Source organism: Streptomyces sp. CS113 (genome assembly GCF_002188365.1).
GTDB lineage: Bacteria > Actinomycetota > Actinomycetes > Streptomycetales > Streptomycetaceae > Streptomyces > Streptomyces tendae.
The window spans coordinates 1,387,291-1,404,886 of the sequence record NZ_KZ195574.1; the positions used below are offsets into that span (position 1 = coordinate 1,387,291).

Here is a 17,596-nt window from a genome sequence, read left to right on the forward strand (position 1 = left end):
TGGAGTTAACCGCGCACTTAAGTTAGGGGCCGACAGAGCTTCTGGCAAGGGGTGTTGGGCTGCGGGACCGTGTCCGGCCCCGCAGCGGGCGACTCGGGTCAGGCGTCGGCGACTCCGGTCAGGCGCCGGTCTTCAGCGCCCCCAGCAGCATCGGCAGCGACGCGTGCAACTCCCGCTCCCAGTAGGCCCAGCCGTGCGTACCCGGGCCGTAGAAGTGGGTGGTGACGTGCCTCGCGCCCACCCGCTTCAGTTCTGCCGCGAGCGCCTGGTTCTGGCGGTTGAAGTCGGCCTCCAGGGCGCTGGTGGCGCCCGGTGGGTCCAGGGGGCCGGTGGTGCCGTCGCCGCAGGAGAGGTAGACCGGGATCGACCTCAGTCGCGCGGCGAGGTGGAAGGGATCGTGCGCCTGCCAGATCCGGCGTTGGGCGACCGGGTCGCCCCAGACGCGGAGCGGGTCGTTGCCCTGGCCGGCGAAGAAGCCCATGATGCGGTCGATCGACTCCTCGTTGAGGAGCGGATGGGCGGAACCGGAGAAGGCCGCCGTCGCCTTGAACATCCCGGGGTGTCTGGCGGCGTAGAGCAGGGCGCCCTGGCCGCCCATGGACAGGCCGGCGACGACGCGGTTGCTTCCCGCGCCCCAGTCGCGTTCCAGGAGGTGGCGCAGTTCCTTGGTGTGGAACGTCTCCCAGGCCGGGTCGCCGCCCTGCCCGTGGTTCCACCAGTCGCTGTACCAGCCGTTCCAGCCCGCCTCCGGCATCACGACCAGGACGTCGCGCAGGCTGTCCGTCTGCGCCACGTCCGTCATGCTCGTCCACGAGGTGTAGTCGCCGCAGCAGCCGTGCAGGAGCCAGAGGGTGGGCCAGTGCCGCCGGTGGCGCCGGTCGTACGGGTTCCAGCCGTCCGGGGTGAGCAGGCGGACGTCGACCGTGCGGCCGCCCAGGGCCGTCGAGCGGACCGACAGGTCGACCTGCCGGTCCGCGACCCGGGTGACGGCGACGACCTCCGCGCCGGGTCGGGCGGCACCGGTCTCCGGCTTCCCGGCGGCCACGGCCCCGGGGGCGGTCGGTGCCAGGACGGCCAGCAGTACGGCGAGGACCAGGAGGAGTCTGGCTCGCAGCGGGGTGAGGACATGGGGCACGTTCGCGAACACGGCGGCTCCCTGGCTGGGTTGCTGTTGGTCGCGCAGTGGTGCGGTGGTGCGGTGGTGCGGGCGGGCGGTGCTTCGGTTAGGGGGCGGTGGCTCGTACGACGGTCGGCCCTGGCGGGTCGGGGACGGGTCGGGTGGGGACGGGTCAGGTCGGGTGGCGTGTCAGGCGGCGTCAGGTGGCGCGTCAGGTGTCGTCAAGTGCCGTCAGGTGCCGTGTCGGTGCGGCAGAATCAGCAGCGCGTCGCCGACCGGGCGTTCTCCCGCGGCGTCCGAGGGGGAGTTGAGTACGGCGCCCTCGGCCACCATCGTCGTCGAGCCTCCGCCGTCCAGGTTGACCGCGTCACGCAGGCCGAGTGACTTCGCGACCTCGGCGCTCTCGCCGATGCTGAGTCCGAGGGAGCCCGTGCCGCGTCCGTCGGCGGTGACGAGGACGGTGCGGCCCGCGGCGTCCACCCCGGCCAGGGTGCGCGGATTGCGTTTGTGGACCCAGCCGTAGTACCAGCTCGGATCGCCGGGGTGCACCATGCCGTCGGTGGCGGGGGTGACGTGGATACGGCCGTCGCGGACCAGTTCCGGGCCACCGTTGACGATGTCGGTGCGGGGGGACGGGGTGATCCGGCGACCGCGGGTGTCCAGCAGGGTCGTGCTCACGCCCAGGTGGTCGCCCACCCGCGCCAGGGCGGTCAGGCCGGCGACGCGTTCGCCCGTCGCCTGGACGGAGCTGCCGCCCGGCGGGATGGTCCCGCCGCGCGGTGAGCGCAGTTCCACGACCCGGTCGTGGGCGTCCAGCACGGCTTCCACGCCCTCGCCCCCGGGTGTGCGGGCGCCGTATTCGGGGGTGAAGGTGACCAACTCGTCGGGGTCGGTGCACGTGACGTCGTGCAGCGGGAGCGGCGTCGGGGTGTCGCCCGCTCCGCCGCCGCAGTTCCTGATCAGGCCGGGTACGCGGTTGACGCCGTCGAGGGGGAGGGACGAGCCGCGGCCGGTGATCCGGCCCTGCCAGGTGAGGCGGGTGATCTCCGTGCGGCGGCCGTTGTCGTGGACGACGAGTCCGGGGCGCCCGGCGACCGGTTCGCTCAGAAGGCGTCCGTCGTAGACGCCCACTCCGGCCGGGTCGCCCGGTGCGCCCGCCTTGGGGTCGAGGACGAAGAAGCCGGCGTTGACCGCGGCGGTCGCGGTGGCGGACGCCGAGAGTGCGGTGGTCGTCTCACGGCCCTCCAGGTCCGGGCCGTACGACGCGCCGAGGGTGCCGCGGAAGGTGCGCGGGTCGATGGTGAGTACGTCGACGTGCCACGGGCCGCGGTCCGTCGCCTCCCCGTCCCAGCCGGTGTAGACGGCCGAGCCGGTGTGGCCGGCCGCTCGCAGGCGGGTGCGTTCGGCCGTCGCGGCGGTCTGCGAGTCGAACGTGCCGATGCGGACCCGCCAGCCGAGGGTGCCGCCCCGGTAGTCGGCCGTTCCGGGCGTCCTCACCTCCTCCGCCCGGGCATCGAAGCCGTCCCGTCGTAGGTCGGCGGTGAGTTCGTCGGCGCTCGCCCGGTCCTTCAGCGCCGTCGGCGGCGCATCGGGGTCGGGGGAGGTGTCGCCGCCCGGGATGGACACCTCGACGGTCCAGTGGAGCGCCGGGTCCTGGGCGGTCCCGCGCACGATGCGGGTCAGGGTGACGCCCGGCTGGAGGGTGGTCGTGGTGCGCGTCTCCGGGAGGCCGGCGGGGCCCAGGGGCAGTGCGTGCCGATGCGCCGAGGGGTGTCCGCCCGGGTGCGGGGACGCCTCGGCGGACGGTGGGAGCGCGGCCCACGTCGTGAGGACGCCGAGAACGGCACCCGTGGCCCACAGTCTCTTCTTCATCTGTCGTCCCGCCTCGCGCCGACCACGGACACCGACCGACCCATGCTGCGCACAAGTATCGGCCGGTTCCGGCTCACGTCAAGGCGGCCGGGTGGCGGCGGGCCGCCCTCCGCGTACGGTTCGCTCCGCTCAGGGCACCCGCGCGACGCCCACGTAGAAGCCGCTGCGTTCCCGCGCCGGCGCCGGCTCCTCCTGGTACCACTCGGTGGCGAACACCAGGCCGGGGGCGACGAGTTCCAGCCCGGCGAAGAAGGGCTCCACCTCGCTCCGGGTGCGCATCCGCAGCGGGATGGCACCCTTCTTGTACGCGGCCTCGGTCTCCTGCCTCAGTTCCGGGTGCTGGTCGGCGGTACCGTGCGAGAGGAGCAGGAAGCTGCCGGAGGGGAGCGCGTCCACGAGGGTGCGCACGAGACCGTACGGGTCCTCGTCGTCGGGCAGGAAGTGCAGGAGCGCGACGAGGGAGAGGGCGATCGGGCGGTCGAAGTCCAGGGTCTGTCGGGCCCGTTCGAGGATCGTCCCGGGCTGCCGTACGTCCGCGTGGAGGAAGTCCGTGACGCCCTCCGGGTTGCTGGTCAGCAGCGCCTCCGCGTGCCGGAGGACGATCGGGTCGTTGTCCGCGTAGACGACTCGGGCGGCCGGGCGGATCGCCTGCACGATCTGGTGCAGGTTGGGTTCGGTGGGGATGCCGGTGCCGATGTCCAGGAACTGGTCGACGCCGTTCTTCGCCAGCCAGGCCGCCGCGCGGTGCATGAACGCCCGGTTCCTGGCCGCGTTGCCCCGTGCCTGAGCGGGGAGGGTCTCGCCGACCCGCTGGTCGACGGGGTAGTTGTCCTTGCCGCCCAGCAGCCAGTCGTAGACGCGGGCGGGGTGCGGCTTGCTCGTGTCGATGTGGGGTCTGGGTATACCGGCGGTCACAGGACACTCCTCCGTACGCGGGACGGCACCGTCAGGACGCCACCCTATGATGATGTTCCGACAGGCACTCGGCAGCCACTCACCAGGTGTTCAGCGCGCTTGTCCCGTGGGTGGCCCGCGAGTTGAGGACGGAGTCAGCCAGCATGACCTCCCTGAGCGGTGGCGAGAACGCCGCCCACCCCGACCGGATCGACACCAGCAGGCCCCACCCCGCCCGGATGTACGACTACTTCCTCGGCGGGAAGGACAACTACGAGGTCGACCAGCGGGCCGCCGAGCAGTTCATGAAGGCGGCGCCCGAGGTGCGCGAAGGGGTCCTCGCCAACCGGCACTTCATGCACCGCGCGGTGCGGCACGTGGTGGCCGAGGGCGGCGTCCGTCAGATCCTCGACGTGGGCACGGGCCTGCCCACCGAACCCAACGTGCACCAGATCGCGCGGTCCCTCGCCCCCGGGACCCGGGTCGCGTACGTCGACAACGACCCCATCGTCGCCACCCATTCCCGGGCCCTGTCGGACGACCCGGACACCGCCGTGGTCCTGGCCGACCTGCGGGATCCCCGCGCGATCCTCGACCATCCCGAGGTGCGGGCGGTCATCGACTTCGACCGGCCGGTGGCGCTGCTGCTGGTGGCCGTCGTGCACTTCGTCGCCGCAGCCGAGGACCCGGCGGGCATCGTCGCCACGCTGCGCGACGCGCTGCCGGACGGCTCCTACCTGGTCCTGTCGCACGCGACGGGCGACGTCCACGAGGACCGGCGGGAGGACGCGGCGGCCGTCTACAGCAAGGCCACCGCATCCCTGAACCTGCGGTCGCACGCGGCGGTCCTCGACCTGTTCGGCGACTTCTCGATGGTGGAGCCGGGGCTGGTGCGGGTCACCGACTGGCGCCCCGAGGAGGCCCGGCGCCCCGACGCCCCGCCGATCGGCATCTACGGCGGAGTGGCGCGCAAGGGCGCCTGACGCCCGAGGGACGGGGAGCCGCGGTGGGCGCGGACTCCCGCGTGCGCGCCCACCACGGGGTCTCAGGCGGCCTTGCGCTCCCTCCCCCGGGCCCGGCCGATGATGTCGGCGTAGTGGTGTCCGCTGCCCTTGATGGTGCGGACCTGGGTCGCGTAGTCGACGTGGACCAGGCCGAAGCGCTTGTCGTAGCCGTACGCCCACTCGAAGTTGTCCAGCAGCGACCAGGCGAAGTAGCCCGCCAGCGGGGCTCCCTTGCGGGCGGCGGAGGCGCAGGCCGCGAGGTGGGCCGTCAGGTACTCCTGGCGCTCGGGGTCGTCGATGGTGCCGTCGGGGCGGACCGTGTCGGGGAAGGAGGAGCCGTTCTCGGTGACGTACAGCTTGCGTACCCCGTACTCCTCGGTCAGGCGCAGCAGCAGGTCCTCGATGCCGCCGGCGTCGATCTCCCAGTCCATGCCGGTGCGCGGGACGCCGACGCGGCGGACGGTGCGGACGTGCGGTGCGGGTCCGGCGGGGTCGTCGGCGACGGTCTGGGGGAAGTAGTAGTTCAGGCCCAGCCAGTCCAGTTCGGCGCCGATGAGCTTCATGTCGCCGGGGCGTTCGGGGAGTTCGACCCCGTACAGCTCGCGCATGTCCTCGGGGAAGCCGCGGCCGTGGACCGGGTCCAGCCACCAGCGGTTGGTGTGGCCGTCCATGCGGCGGGCGGCGGCCAGGTCCTCGTCGCGGTCGGTGGCGGCGTGGATGGTGGAGAGGTTGTTGACGATGCCCACCTGGGCGCCGGGGGCCGCCGCGCGGATGGCCTCCATCGCCAGGCCGTGGCCGAGCAGCAGGTGGTAGGAGGCGCGGACGGCCGCCGTCAGGTCGGTCCAGCCGGGGGCCATCTTGCCCTCCAGGTGGCCGATCCAGGCCGAGCACAGCGGCTCGTTGAGGGTGGCCCAGTGGCCGACGCGGTCGCCGAGGCGTTCGGCGACGACGGCGGCGTACGCGGCGAAGTGCTCGGCGGTCTCGCGTTCGGGCCAGCCGCCCCGGTCCTGGAGCACCTGCGGCAGGTCCCAGTGGTAGAGGGTGACGGACGGGGTGATCCCGGCCGCCAGCAGGTCGTCGACGAGCCGGTCGTAGAAGGCGAGGCCCTTGGCGTTGACCGGGCCGTCGCCGCCGGGCAGGACACGCGGCCAGGCGACGGAGAGGCGGTAGGCGTTGGTGCCCAGCCTCCGCATCAGCTCGATGTCCTCCTGGGTGCGGTGGTAGTGGTCGCAGGCGACGTCGCCGTGGTCGTTGTTGTCGATCTTCCCGGGGGTGTGCGAGAAGGTGTCCCAGATCGACGGCGAACGTCCGTCCTCCGCCACGGCTCCCTCGATCTGGTACGCCGATGTGGCCGTGCCCCACAGGAAGTCGTCCGGGAGTGCGGCGAAGTCGATGGTCACGAAGGTCCTTTCGGGGTGGGGGTGGGAGTGCTGGGGCGTGCCGGTCACTTGACGGCTCCGGCCGTCAGGCCCGCCACCAGGTAGCGCTGGAGGAGCAGGAAGCCCGCGACCACGGGGACGCTGACGACCAGCGAGGCGGCCATGATCTGGTTCCAGTACACGTCGTTCTGCGTGGAGTAGCCCTGGAGCCCGACCGCGAGGGTGCGGGTGGCGTCGTTGGTCATGACGGAGGCGAACAGGACCTCGCCCCAGGCGGTCATGAAGGCGTAGACGGCGACGGCGACGATGCCGGGGATCGCGGCGGGCACGACGACCTTGAACAGGGCGCGCAGCGGCCCGCAGCCGTCCACCAGGGCCGCCTCGTCCAGGTCGCGGGGGACCGAGTCGAAGTACCCGATCAGCATCCAGATGGAGAAGGGCAGGGAGAAGGTCAGGTAGGTGAGGATGAGGCCGCCGCGGGAGCCGAACAGGGCGATGCCGGTGGCGTTGCCGATGTTGACGTAGATCAGGAAGAGGGGCAGCAGGAAGAGGATGCCCGGGAACATCTGCGTGGACAGGACGGTCACCGAGAAGACGCGCTTGCCGCGGAACTCGTAGCGGCTGACGGTGTAGGCGGCGAAGACCGCGATCACGACGGAGCAGACGGTCGCCGCGCCGGCCACGATCAGCGAGTTCACGAAGTACTTCGCCAGCGGGACCGTCGACCAGATGTCGATGTAGGGGCGGACGGTGAGGTTGCTCGGCAGCCAGTGGAACTGGCTGGAGACGTCCTCGAGCGGTTTCAGCGAGCTGGACACCATGACGTACACCGGCAGCAGCACGAAGCCGGTGAGCAGGGTGAGGAAGACGCGGCGGGTCCAGGTGAAGGAGCGCGGCGCCGCCATCGGGGACCTAGACATCGGCCGGCTTCCTTTCCTCGTGCTTCCGTGACGTCCGCGGGGTCCTGGTGGCCCGGGAGGTCACGAACAGGTACACGCCCGTCACCAGCAGCAGGAAGAGCAGCAGCAGGACCGACATCGCGGAGCCGGTGCCGAAGTTCCAAGTGACGAAGGACGACTGGTAGATGTGGATGGAGATCAGGTCGGCGGCCTCCGGCGCGGCCTTGCCGAACAGGACGAACGGTGTGTTGAAGTCGTTGAACGTCCACAGGAACAGCACCAGGACCAGGACCTGGTTGACGGGGCGCAGCGACGGCAGGGTGATGCGGCGGATCTGCTGCCAGACGCCGGCGCCGTCCAGGGCGGCGGCCTCGTACAGCTCCTTGGGGATGTTCTGGAGGCCGGCCATGACGATGAGGAAGGCGAACGGCCAGCCCTTCCACACCGACACCACGAGCAGGGCGATGAAACTGTTGTCGCCGATCAGCCAGAAGGAGGGCTTGTCGGTGAGGCCCAATTGGTCGTGCAGGACGTGGTTCACCAGGCCGTTGTCGTGCTGGAACATGAACGCCCAGGTGATGACGGCCGCGTAGACCGGCAGGGCGTACGGCACCAGGAAGATCGCGCGGAGCAGGCCACGGCCGCGGAAGGTGTCCTGCATGCAGATCGCGGCGGCGGTGCCGATCAGCCAGCACAGGCCGACGGAGAGCACCGTGAAGGCGCAGGTGACGAGGAAGGAGTGGAGCAGCGCCTCGCCGACGGGGGCGTCGAAGTCCACCGACATGGTGAAGTTGTCGAGGCCGGTCCACGGGGCGGTGGTCCAGTCGCGGATGTAGAACTGGGTGAGTTCCTTGAAGCTCATCACGATGCCGATGACCATCGGCACCAGGTGGACGAGGAGTTCGAGGAGCAGGGCCGGCAGGAGCAGCAGGTAGGGCAGGCCGATGCGGCGGATCCGCCCGGGACGGCGGCGGGGTCCGCGCGCCGTCCCGGGGGAGCTCTTGCCGACCGTCCGCTCGCCGGGCTGCGCCGAGGCGGTCGTGGTGGTCATGGCGAGGTCCGTGTCCGTGTCGGAGTCGGTGGGGCGGGTTCGAAGTCGAGAGTCGGGGCGCTCACTTGTTGGGCATCTGCTGCTGTGCCTTGGCGAGCTTCTCCTTGACGGACTCGGTGGTCACCTCGCGTCCGTTCGCGGCGTCGGCGAACAGTTCCTTGACGGCGGTGCCGACCGCGGTCTCGAACTGCGACTCGTCCGGCACCTGGGGCAGGGCCGCGGCGCTGGTGGCGAGGGTCTCGCGCAGGACGGCGGTGCCCTGGGTGTTGAACGCCGGGTCGGACTGGGCGGCCTTGACCGGCGGGATGGAGCCGTACGCCTTGTTGAGCAGCTTCTGCTCGGCGTCGCTGGTCATGAACTTCACGAAGTCGGTGGCGCCGTCGATGTTGTCGCTGTTCTTGAAGACGGCCATGTTGATGCCGGCGACCATGGAGTTGGTGGCCTTTCCGGCGCCGGGGGCGCCGGAGGGGACGGGGGCGGGGGCGACGCCCCACTCGTTGTCCTTCATGCCCATGGTCTTGAAGGTGGCGGAGGCGGTCTGCCACAGCACCATCGCCGTCTTGCCCTTGGCGAAGTCGCTGAGGGACTGGTTCTGCGCGTACTCGGCGTTGCCGGGCGCGACGACCTTGTCCTGGGCCATCAGGTCGACGTACTGCTTGACGGCGGCGACGGCGCCGTCGGAGGTGAAGTCGGGCTTGCCGTCGGCGGTGAAGAAGTCGGCGCCGTGCTGCTTGGCGAGGACGAAGACCTGGTGGATGTTGTTGGACAGGTTGGAACCCTCGGCGCCCAGGCCCCACTTGCCGTCCTTGGAGATCTTCTTGCCGGTCGCGACCAGCTCGTCCCAGGTGGCCGGGGGCTTGGTGATGCCCGCGTCGGCGAACATCTGCTTGTTGTAGTAGAGCGCGTACGCCATCGAGTACAGCGGGACCGCGGCGGGGTCCTGGCCCTCGACACCGGTGGAGCCGAGCGCCGAGTCGACGAAGCGGTCCTTGCCGCCGATCTTCTCGAAGTTCTTCGCGTCCCAGGGCAGCAGTGCGCCGGTGGCCTGGAGGGAGGCGCTCCAGGTGTTGCCGATGTTCAGGACATCGGGGCCCTGTCCCGAGGTGGTGGCGGTGAGGATGCGGTTCAGCAGGTCGGACCAGGGCACGACCTCCAGCTTGACCTTGATGCCGGTCTCCTTCTCGAACTTGTCGAGTTCGGGCTGGAGGACCTTCTTGTCGACCTCGACGCTGGCGCCCTGGTTGGAGGCCCAGTAGGTGAGTTCCTTCGGCGAGTCGTTGGATCCGCCGCCCGAGGAGGAGCCTCCTCCGCAGGCCGTGGCGGCGAGTGCGAGAGACATGGTGACGGCGCCTACGGCCGCGGCTCGGATGCTGCGCATGGCTCCTGGGTTCCTTCCGGGAGTCGGTCGGGAGTTCCGACGGCGGGCTTCGGCGTTTTCCTTCCGAAGCTCCTCATGGCTTAATTTAGGACGTGAGTTAAACCCCGAGAGAAAGACTCGTCAAGGTCTCGCGCAGGGTTGGCGGTGGCGCGAGGGCACGGAAGGAAGGGTCCGGATGGCCAGGCACGGCGGGCGTACGGTCCGTGACCTGCGGCGGGAGAGCCGCAGCGCCGTTCTGCAACGGTTGTATTTCGACGGGCCGATGAGCCGGCTCGCGCTGGGTTCGGCGGCGGGCCTGAGTTCGGGTTCCGTCAGCACCGTGGTCGCGGAGCTGATGGCCGACGGGCTGGTGGAGGAGGCGGGCAGCCTCGGCGCGGACGGCGGCCGGCCGCGCACCCTCGTCCGGGTCGTGGCGGACCGGGGGCGCCTCGTCGGGGTCGACGTCGGCGAGACCCGGGTGCGGGTGGAGCTGTTCGACCTGTCGATGTCCGAACTGGCCCGGACGGAGCGCGCGTTGCCGGGCCACGGGTCGCGCTCCTACGACGTCGGCGTGGTCGCCGGGCACATCCTCGACGGGGTCGCGGAGGTGCTCGGCGCCGATGTCGCCGACGGCCGGGCACAGGACCGCGGCGAGCTGCTGGGCGTCGGCATCGGGGTCCCCGGGATCGTCGAGCGCACGGCCGACGGCGCCCTGGTGCACGGGCAGACCGTCGGCTGGGACGCGGTCCCGCTGGAGGCGCTGCTGCGCGGCTCGGAGCGGCTTCCCCCGCACGTACCGCTGTTCATCGAGAACGGCGCCAGGACGCTGGGCCAGGCCGAGATGTGGTTCGGCGGCGGACGCGGCGCGCACAACGCCGTGGTCGTGCTCTTCGGCTCCGGGGTCGGCGCGTGCGTCGTCACCGACGACGTGGAGCGGGGGCGGGCGGTGGAGTGGGGGCATCTGACGGTACGGGTGCGGGGGCGCCGGTGCCGGTGCGGTGCGCGGGGGTGCCTGGAGGCGTACGCCGGTGCGGAGGCGCTGCTCGCGCGGTGGCGGGAGGCGGGCGGTGCGCCGCCGCCCGGCGCCGACGAGGAGGCCGCGCTGACCGCGATGCTGACCGCGGCCCGTCCCGGGGACGGGGGCGCACCCGACCCGGTGGCGGCGCGGGTGCTCGCGGAGACCGCCGAGTACCTGGGCGCGGGGCTGGCCGACCTGGTCAACCTCTTCCAGCCCGAGCGGATCCTGGTGGGCGGCTGGGCCGGACTCCAACTGGGCCCGGCGTTCCTGGAGTCGGTACGGGCGCACACGCTGGCCCACGCCCTGCGGCACCCCGCCGGACGGGTGGGCATCTCACTGGGCCGGCTCGGTCCCGACGCGGTGACGGTGGGCGCGGCGATCCTGCCGCTGGCCGCGTTCTTCGCCCGCGGCGGTCGGCGTCTGCCGGTCGACTCCCCCACGCCGGCCCCGGCGTGGCGGGCCGCGCTCGGGGGGCGGCTGGCGGGGCGGTAGGGCGCGCCGCGCCGTCGCGCCGGGCCGCTGGCTGTCCCCGACGGCCGCCGTGCGTGCGGTGCGGCCCGCCGTCAGGACCGCCGCGGCGGTTTGAGGTGGGCGAGCAGGCCGTCGAGTGCCGTCGTGAGCGCCCGCGCGTTGGCCGGGTCGAACCAGGTGGTGCGGATCCGTTCGTTGTTCCCGTTCGGCGTCTCGTGGTCGGCGGCGAGCCGGTCCAGGGAGCGGGACTCGTCGCCCAGGGAGCAGCCGACGCCCTCGAAGAGCCCGCGGACGTAGCGGTCCGCGTCGTCGGGGGCGATGCCGTGGCGGGTGGCCCACGAGGCGAGCGTGGCGAGGTAGGCATAGTGCGTGGTCAGCGTCCCGGTCAGCGCGGAGAGGACGTCGAAGGCGGCCTCGTCCGCGACGGGGAGCGCTCTGCCGAGCCGGGCGAAGAAGGAGTTCACCTCCGGGTGCGAGGGGTGCACCACCGTGACGGAGCGGCGTTCGCGGATGGTGGGCAGGGGGATGGCCCGGACCAGCGCGGCGCCGGTGCCCAGGGTCTCGCTCAGCTCGTCGTTGCCCACGCCCGCCATCACGTTGACCACGATTCGGTCGCCGCCCACGTGCACTCCGGCCAGGGCCTCGCGCCACTGTTCGCGGCGCACGGCGAGGGCCACGATCTCGGAGCGGTCCACCACCTCCTGGTTGTCGGCGCACACGTGTACGCCCTCGTGGCGCTCGGACAGCTCCGCGGCCGTGCGGGCTCCCCGTGGGGAGAGGAACACCTCCGGCGCGGCGTCGCCGCCGTGATGCAGACCCGTCACGATGGCCCTGCCGATCTCGCCCACCCCGATGATGCCGATGCTCTTCACTGTGCCCTCTTCCGATGCCGTTCCGGTCGCGGCCGCCTCTGCAACAGGGTGACGGCCGGGAGGCCCGCCGGGCAGAGTGGCGTCCGGACCCGGCCCGGTGCCGTCGCTGGTGCCGCATGCCGTTCTGCTGTCACGCCGTCAGAGCCGCGCGGAGGAACGCGTGGATCCCGGCCCGGGCCGCCGCGGCCCGCGGTTCCACACCGGGCAGCGTGAGGAACGCGTGCCCCGCTCCCACATGTTCGTCGAGCCGTACGGGCGTCCCGGCCGCGCGCAGCCGGTCGGCGTAACGGCGTCCGTGATCGGCGAGCGGGTCATGGGTCGGCACCACGATCAGTGCGGGGGCGAGCCCGCTCAGGTCCTCCGCGTACAGCGGCGAGAAGGCGCGGGCGTCGGTCCCCGGCGGGGCGGCGAGCCGCTCGAGGAGCCTGAGTTGGGGCATGGCGAGGGTCGGGGTGTCCGCGTGTTCGGCGATGGAGGGGTAGTCGTACATCGCCGGGGTCATGTCGACGGCGGGATTGACCAGCACCTGCGCCTTGAGTCGCAGGCCGGCGTCCCGGGCCCGGATCACGGTCAGTGCGCTGATCAGCCCGCCGAAGCTCTCGCCGAAGACGGCCGTGCGCTCCGGGTCGACTCCCCACCGCGCGGCGTCTCCCAGCACGTGCCGCAGCACGTCCCAGCCGTCGTCGGCGGCATCCGCGAGCGGGCTCCCCGGAGCGACGAGGCGGTGCTCGACCGAGACGACGACCGCGGGCAGCCGGACGGCGAGGTGGCTGTTGGTCCAGTCGCACTGCGCCGCCGTGCCGACGAAGCTGCCGCCGTGCACGTGGACCACGAGCGGCAGGCCGTTCTGGCCGGCGGTCTCGCCGTCGCCCGTCGGCACCGGCCGGTACACCCGGACCGGGAGGTCGCGGCCGGGCAGCGCGACGTCCTGCCACGCGATCGCGGCTCCGGGATCCGGTTCACCGAGGATCGCCCGCGCCGCGCCGGACGCCCGGTAGCGGTTCTCCGCCTCGCGGTAGGCGATCAACTCCTCGGTCGTGATCGCCTCGAAGTCCGGCTGCGGCGGCCGTGTCACAGCAGTGGTCTCGCGCATGTCCACGCCTCTCCCCCTCGTTTTCCTTGCCGCCCCGTTCTTCCGGCAAGCATGTGTCCTCAGTATGCACGCAGTGCGTGCAATGGCAAGTGCATAAGCTAGCCTGGTCCGGACGGGAACGACGAGAGGGGCGAGATGGCAGGCCGCAGGCGTTGGTCGACCGAGCAGATCCTGGATGCGGCGGCGGAACTGCTGCTCGCGGGCGACGCCGAGACGTTCAGCGTGCGCAAGCTGGCCGCCGCGCTGGGGACGGACTCCTCCAGCCTCTACCGGCACTTCCGCAACAAGACCGAGTTGCTGCGCGCGGTCGCCGACCGAATCCTGCTGTCCGCCATGGACGGCTACCGGCCCGCGGGCGACTGGAAGCAGCGTCTCATCGCCGTGGCCCTGCGCCTGCGTGACGCCTTCGGGCAGCAGCCGCAACTCGCGGCGGTCTGGGGCCGCCACGGATCGGGTGGCACGGGTTCCCGGCTGATGATGGAAGAGGTGCTTCAGAGTCTGCGCGCCTCGGGGCTGCCCGACCACGAGATTCCGGCGCGCTATCACCGGTTCGTGGTCCTGATCGCTTCGCTGATCACCGCCGAAGGCGCATTCGGTGGCGTGGGCGCCGAGGAGTACGAGCAGGGCATGGAGCAGTTCCGGGTCGCGGTGCTGGGCGCCGATCCCGAGCGCTTCCCCGCCCTCGCCCACTTCGCCCGCGAGATCCGCCCGCTCGGTGCGGACCGGGTCGCCGCCTTCGAGGAGATCCTCGCCGCCCACCTCGCCGACATCGAGGCCGCGCTTCCCTGACCGCCCTCGGCGCGGGGCCTCCACGCGGGCCCCGGCGCTACGCCGAGTCCCGTACCACCAGTTCCGGGTCGAAGATGACCGACGTGGGTTCGGTGCGCGCGCCCTTGATGTGCTCGTCGAGCAGGCGGGCCATCGTGGCCGCCATCTCCTCCACCGGCTGCCGTACGGTGGTCAGCCGGGGCCGGCAGGTGACGGCCACGCTGGAGTCGTCGAAGCCGACGACCGCGACGTCCCGCGGCACCCGGCGCCCGTGGTCGCGCAGCACCTGGACGGCACCCTGGGCCATCAGGTCGTTCGCGGTGAACACACCGTCCGTGTCGGGGTGTTCGGCGAGCAGCGACGTCATCGCGGCCATGCCGCTGTCCACGGTGAAGCCGCCCTCGGCCACCGGCACATACGGGTGCCCGTGCCGGGCGAGGGCGTCCCGGAAGCCGGCCAGGCGTTCCTGGCTCGCCGCGACCGCCAGCGGACCGGTGACGGTGGCTATCCGGCGGCATCCCCGCTCCAGCAGGTGCTCGGCGGCGAGCCGCCCGCCCTCGCGGTGGGCCAGGTCGACGTAGCTGAGCGGCACCGGGCGGCCCGGACGGGCGAAGAGCACCGCCGGCAGTCCGGCGCCGGCGAGCAGCGCGGGCAGCGGGTCGTCGGGGTGCGTGGACACCACCAGGGCGCCGTCCGCCCCGCCCTGCCTGAGGTAGGCCACGACCTCCTGCCGGGCCTCGGGCGTCTCGGCGAACATCAGCACCGGATGCATCCCGCGCGGCCGCAGATGCGCGACCACCCCGCCGACGACCCGGCCGAAGAAGGGGTCGGCGAACACCCGGGTGGCGAAGGCGTTCTGCTCCGTGTCCGAGGCGTCGCCCGCGCCCGAGACGACCAGGGCGACGGTCGTCGTGCGCCGGGTGACCAGCTGCCTTGCGGCCTGGTTGGGCGCGTACCCGGTCCGTTCGATGGCCCGGCGGACCAGGTCCTGGATGGCCGGGTCCACGTTGCGGACGCCGTTGACGACGCGCGAGACGGTGGCCCGGGAGACGCCGGCCTCCCGGGCCACGTCCTCCAGGGTCGGGGCCTGTCTGCTCATGCCCGCACCCTAACCGGCGGGGTCCGGCGCTTGGTAGAGCGCTCTCCGCCGCCGTCTCACGCCGCAGGCGCTACCACCTCCAGGTCCGCGACCAGCGGCAGGTCCCCCGCCGACCTCCCGGCCTGTAGACGGCAGGGCCCCGGCTCGGTGCGCCAGGCGTGCTCCGCCACCGACCAGTGGGACAGCGACCGCGCCGGGACCCGTACGGTCGCCGTCACCGTCTCTCCCGGGCGCGCCCGCACCGCCGCGTACCCGGCGAGCCACCGGACGGGACGGTCCAGCGCCGACGCGGGCCGGGCCAGGTACACCTGCACGACCTCCCGGCCCTCCCGCGCACCGGTGTTGCGCACCCGCACGCGCACGGTGAGGTCGTCGCCCGCGCGGGTCACCGGCGGGGCGGTCAGCGCCTCGTACGTCCACGTGGTGTAGCCGAGCCCGTGGCCGAACCAGTAGGCGGGCGTGCGGTGGTGGCGCAGCCAGCCCCGGTAGCCGAGGTGCAGGCCCTCGTCGTAGGCGAGGCGGCCGTCGCCGTCCGGGCGGGTGCGGATGACGGGTGCGTCGGCGAGGACGGCCGGCCAGGTGGTGGGCAGCCGTCCGCCCGGCTCGGTACGGCCGAAGAGCACGTCGGCCAGACCGGCGCCGCCCTCCTGCCCGGGGAACCAGGCCAGCAGCACCGCGCCCGCCTCCTCCCGCCAGGGCAGCTCGACCGGACCACCGCTGTTGACGACGGCGACGGTGCGCGGGTTGGCGGCCGCGACGGCGCGGACCAGCGCGTCCTGGGGACCGCCGAGCGCCAGGCTCGTACGGTCGTAGCCCTCCGACTCCCCGTGCTCGGTGGTCCCGACGACCACGATGGCGGCGTCCGCCGCTCCCGCCGCGCGGGCGGCCTCGGAGAGCGACGCGGTCACGTCCGGGGCGGGTGGCGCCGCGACGACGACGGTGGCCCGCCCGGTGCCGGGGGCCAGTTCGCGGCGGGCCACCAGCAGGGCGTCCCGGTCGGCGGCGAGGTCGGCACGGGCGTACTGGGCGGGCGGGTTGACGTGCACCACCGCCGGGTCGTCGGTGGGGGGCGGGAAGTCGCCCTCCAGCAGGGTGCGTCCGTCCAGGGCCAGGCTCATCCGGCCGAAACCGGCCACGCCGAGGGTCCAGGAACCCCCGGTGCGCGCGCCGAGCCGGGCGCGGATCTCGACGGTGTGCGCGCCCGGCACCAGACGGGGCTCCAGCAGACGCCCGCCGCGGCGCCGTTCGGCGTACAGCTCGCGGCCGTCCGCGTCCAGCATCCGCAGCAGCACGCCGGGCAGGCCGGAGCGCGGGTCGGTGCAGATGCCCTCGTCCAGTGGGGGCGCGGGGCCGTCCGGCCGGGGGCCGGGGACGTGGACGGCGCGGGCCCGGCCGCGCAGCGCGTCCCGGACGCCGTCCAGGACGGACACCTCGCCCTGCGGGAAGACGCCGGCGCTGCCGCCGCCCTGGGTACGGGTCCGCACGGCGTGCGCGCCGATCACGGCGACCGTTTCGAGGCGCTCGGGGTCGAGCGGCAGGACGTCCCTGTTGGCCAGCAGGACGGTACCGGCGGCGACGGCGCGGCGGGCCAGGGCCCGGACGTCGCGGGTGCGTGACGGATCCGGGGCGGGTGGTTGCGAGGCGGACGGTTCCGCACCGCGCGCGGGTCCCCTGCTCGGGGACCCCTCCACGCCGGGCGCCGCAACCCCGCTCGGGAAGCCCTCCGCGCCGGGCAGTGCAGGCGGATCCAGAGGCGGGCCCTGCGCGCTGGACGCCCCGCCCGGGGCCCCCGCCCGGGGCCCGGCGCACTCGCCCAGCGCGCCCAGCCATGCCGCGAGGCGCAGCAGGCGTCGCGCCTTGTCGTCGACGGCCGCCTCGAGCACGTCGCCGTCGGCCACCGCGCGTGCCAGCGCCTCGCCCCAGGGGCCGTCGGGCCCCGGCATGGCCAGGTCGAGACCGGCGCGGGCGGTGTCGAGCGTGGCGCGCACCGCGCCCCAGTCGGAGACGACGACGCCGTCGAAGCCCCACTCGCTCTTCAGTGGATCGCTGAGCAGGGCGTTCGCGGTCATGGTCGTGCCGTTGACCGCGTTGTACCCCGCCATGACGAGCCGGACCCCCGCGGCGACCGCCGCCTCGAAGGGCGCGAGGTAGACCTCCCGCAGCGCCCGCTCCCCCACCCGCACGTCGACGGTGAGCCGGTCGGTCTCGGAGTCGTTGGCCACGTAGTGCTTGGCGGTGGCGGCCACACCGTGGGCCTGGATGCCGCGGACCAGCGCGGCGCCGATGCGGCCGGTCAGCTCGGGGTCCTCGGAGAGGCACTCGAAGTGCCGGCCGCCCAGCGGGCTGCGGTGCAGGTTGAGCGTGGGGGCGAGGAGGACGTCCACGCCCTTGCGCCGGGCCTCGGCGGCGAGCACGCCGCCGAGGCCTTCGACCAGGGCCTCGTCCCAGGTGGCGGCGAGCGCCGAGGCGGAGGGCAGCAGGACGGAGGTGTCCCGCTCGTCCCAGGCCTCGCCCCGTACGCCCGCCGGACCGTCCGACATCACCAACTCCCGCAGGCCCACGGCCGGTTCCGGCCGCGTGCGCCAGGTCGTGGCGCCGCTCAGCAGCAGCGCGCGGGCGCGTGGTGTCAGTTTGCCGAGCAGCCGGTCGATCTCTTCGTCGCTCGTCCCCACCCGGGTCTCCCCTCCCCTGTGTCGTGCCCG

The 17,596-nt window shown here is 73.0% G+C and carries 14 protein-coding genes; 3 read left to right on the forward strand and 11 right to left on the reverse strand.

From position 1 onward, the window contains the following. Positions 1-118: 118 nt before the first annotated feature. From B9W62_RS05985 to B9W62_RS05995, 3 genes are all read right to left on the reverse strand, one after another. On the reverse strand, positions 119-1,147 hold the full coding sequence (locus B9W62_RS05985) for an alpha/beta hydrolase (RefSeq protein ID WP_087805882.1): 1,029 nt from the start codon (positions 1,145-1,147) through the stop codon (positions 119-121). 201 nt (positions 1,148-1,348) lie between these two features. Further along, a complete protein-coding gene (locus B9W62_RS05990; protein WP_087805884.1) occupies positions 1,349-2,989 on the reverse strand; it encodes a phosphodiester glycosidase family protein in 1,641 nt (546 codons plus the stop codon). A gap of 129 nt (positions 2,990-3,118) precedes the next feature. Then, entirely contained in the window at positions 3,119-3,904 is a 786-nt protein-coding gene (locus tag B9W62_RS05995; RefSeq protein ID WP_087805886.1) for an SAM-dependent methyltransferase, read from the reverse strand. Between the two features lie 143 nt (positions 3,905-4,047). On the opposite strand from B9W62_RS05995, the gene B9W62_RS06000 reads away from it, so the two are divergent. Next, positions 4,048-4,866 (forward strand): SAM-dependent methyltransferase, encoded by an 819-nt coding sequence (locus B9W62_RS06000; protein ID WP_179235372.1) that lies wholly within the window; start codon positions 4,048-4,050, stop codon positions 4,864-4,866. Positions 4,867-4,928: 62 nt separating this feature from the next. Here the strand turns inward: B9W62_RS06000 and B9W62_RS06005 are convergent, their stop codons facing one another. The 4 genes from B9W62_RS06005 to B9W62_RS06020 all read right to left on the reverse strand — a co-directional run bounded on the left by B9W62_RS06005 (position 4,929) and on the right by B9W62_RS06020 (position 9,594). After that, positions 4,929-6,287 (reverse strand): GH1 family beta-glucosidase, encoded by a 1,359-nt coding sequence (locus tag B9W62_RS06005; RefSeq protein ID WP_087811767.1) that lies wholly within the window; start codon positions 6,285-6,287, stop codon positions 4,929-4,931. A gap of 44 nt (positions 6,288-6,331) precedes the next feature. Continuing rightward, on the reverse strand, positions 6,332-7,171 hold the full coding sequence (locus B9W62_RS06010; protein ID WP_087805890.1) for a carbohydrate ABC transporter permease: 840 nt from the start codon (positions 7,169-7,171) through the stop codon (positions 6,332-6,334). A 7-nt stretch (positions 7,172-7,178) separates the two neighbouring features. Beyond that, the gene (locus B9W62_RS06015; protein WP_087805892.1) at positions 7,179-8,216 is read right to left on the reverse strand and encodes a carbohydrate ABC transporter permease; all 1,038 of its coding nucleotides are present in this window, start codon (positions 8,214-8,216) and stop codon (positions 7,179-7,181) included. Between the two features lie 61 nt (positions 8,217-8,277). Further along, positions 8,278-9,594, reverse strand: coding sequence for an extracellular solute-binding protein (locus B9W62_RS06020; protein ID WP_087805894.1), 1,317 nt, complete (start codon positions 9,592-9,594; stop codon positions 8,278-8,280). Positions 9,595-9,769: 175 nt separating this feature from the next. On the opposite strand from B9W62_RS06020, the gene B9W62_RS06025 reads away from it, so the two are divergent. Beyond that, the gene (locus tag B9W62_RS06025) at positions 9,770-11,083 is read left to right on the forward strand and encodes an ROK family protein (RefSeq protein WP_087805896.1); all 1,314 of its coding nucleotides are present in this window, start codon (positions 9,770-9,772) and stop codon (positions 11,081-11,083) included. Between the two features lie 71 nt (positions 11,084-11,154). Here B9W62_RS06025 and B9W62_RS06030 read toward each other — a convergent pair whose 3' ends face one another. Together B9W62_RS06030 and B9W62_RS06035 are read right to left on the reverse strand one after the other, a co-directional pair. Continuing rightward, entirely contained in the window at positions 11,155-11,934 is a 780-nt protein-coding gene (locus tag B9W62_RS06030) for an NAD(P)-binding domain-containing protein (protein WP_087805898.1), read from the reverse strand. Positions 11,935-12,064: 130 nt separating this feature from the next. Further along, on the reverse strand, positions 12,065-13,027 hold the full coding sequence (locus tag B9W62_RS06035) for an alpha/beta hydrolase (RefSeq protein ID WP_087811768.1): 963 nt from the start codon (positions 13,025-13,027) through the stop codon (positions 12,065-12,067). A gap of 135 nt (positions 13,028-13,162) precedes the next feature. Between B9W62_RS06035 and B9W62_RS06040 the strand changes: the two genes are divergently transcribed. Next, entirely contained in the window at positions 13,163-13,816 is a 654-nt protein-coding gene (locus B9W62_RS06040) for a TetR/AcrR family transcriptional regulator (protein ID WP_087805900.1), read from the forward strand. Positions 13,817-13,853: 37 nt separating this feature from the next. Here B9W62_RS06040 and B9W62_RS06045 read toward each other — a convergent pair whose 3' ends face one another. Both B9W62_RS06045 and B9W62_RS06050 read right to left on the reverse strand, forming a co-directional pair. Continuing rightward, positions 13,854-14,894 carry a LacI family DNA-binding transcriptional regulator gene (locus tag B9W62_RS06045; RefSeq protein ID WP_087805902.1) on the reverse strand — a complete coding sequence of 347 codons (1,041 nt, stop codon included), beginning with the start codon at positions 14,892-14,894 and terminating at the stop codon, positions 13,854-13,856. A gap of 56 nt (positions 14,895-14,950) precedes the next feature. After that, positions 14,951-17,566: a glycoside hydrolase family 3 C-terminal domain-containing protein gene (locus B9W62_RS06050; protein ID WP_087805904.1), complete on the reverse strand. Its 2,616-nt coding sequence runs from the start codon at positions 17,564-17,566 to the stop codon at positions 14,951-14,953. Positions 17,567-17,596 lie beyond the last annotated feature (30 nt).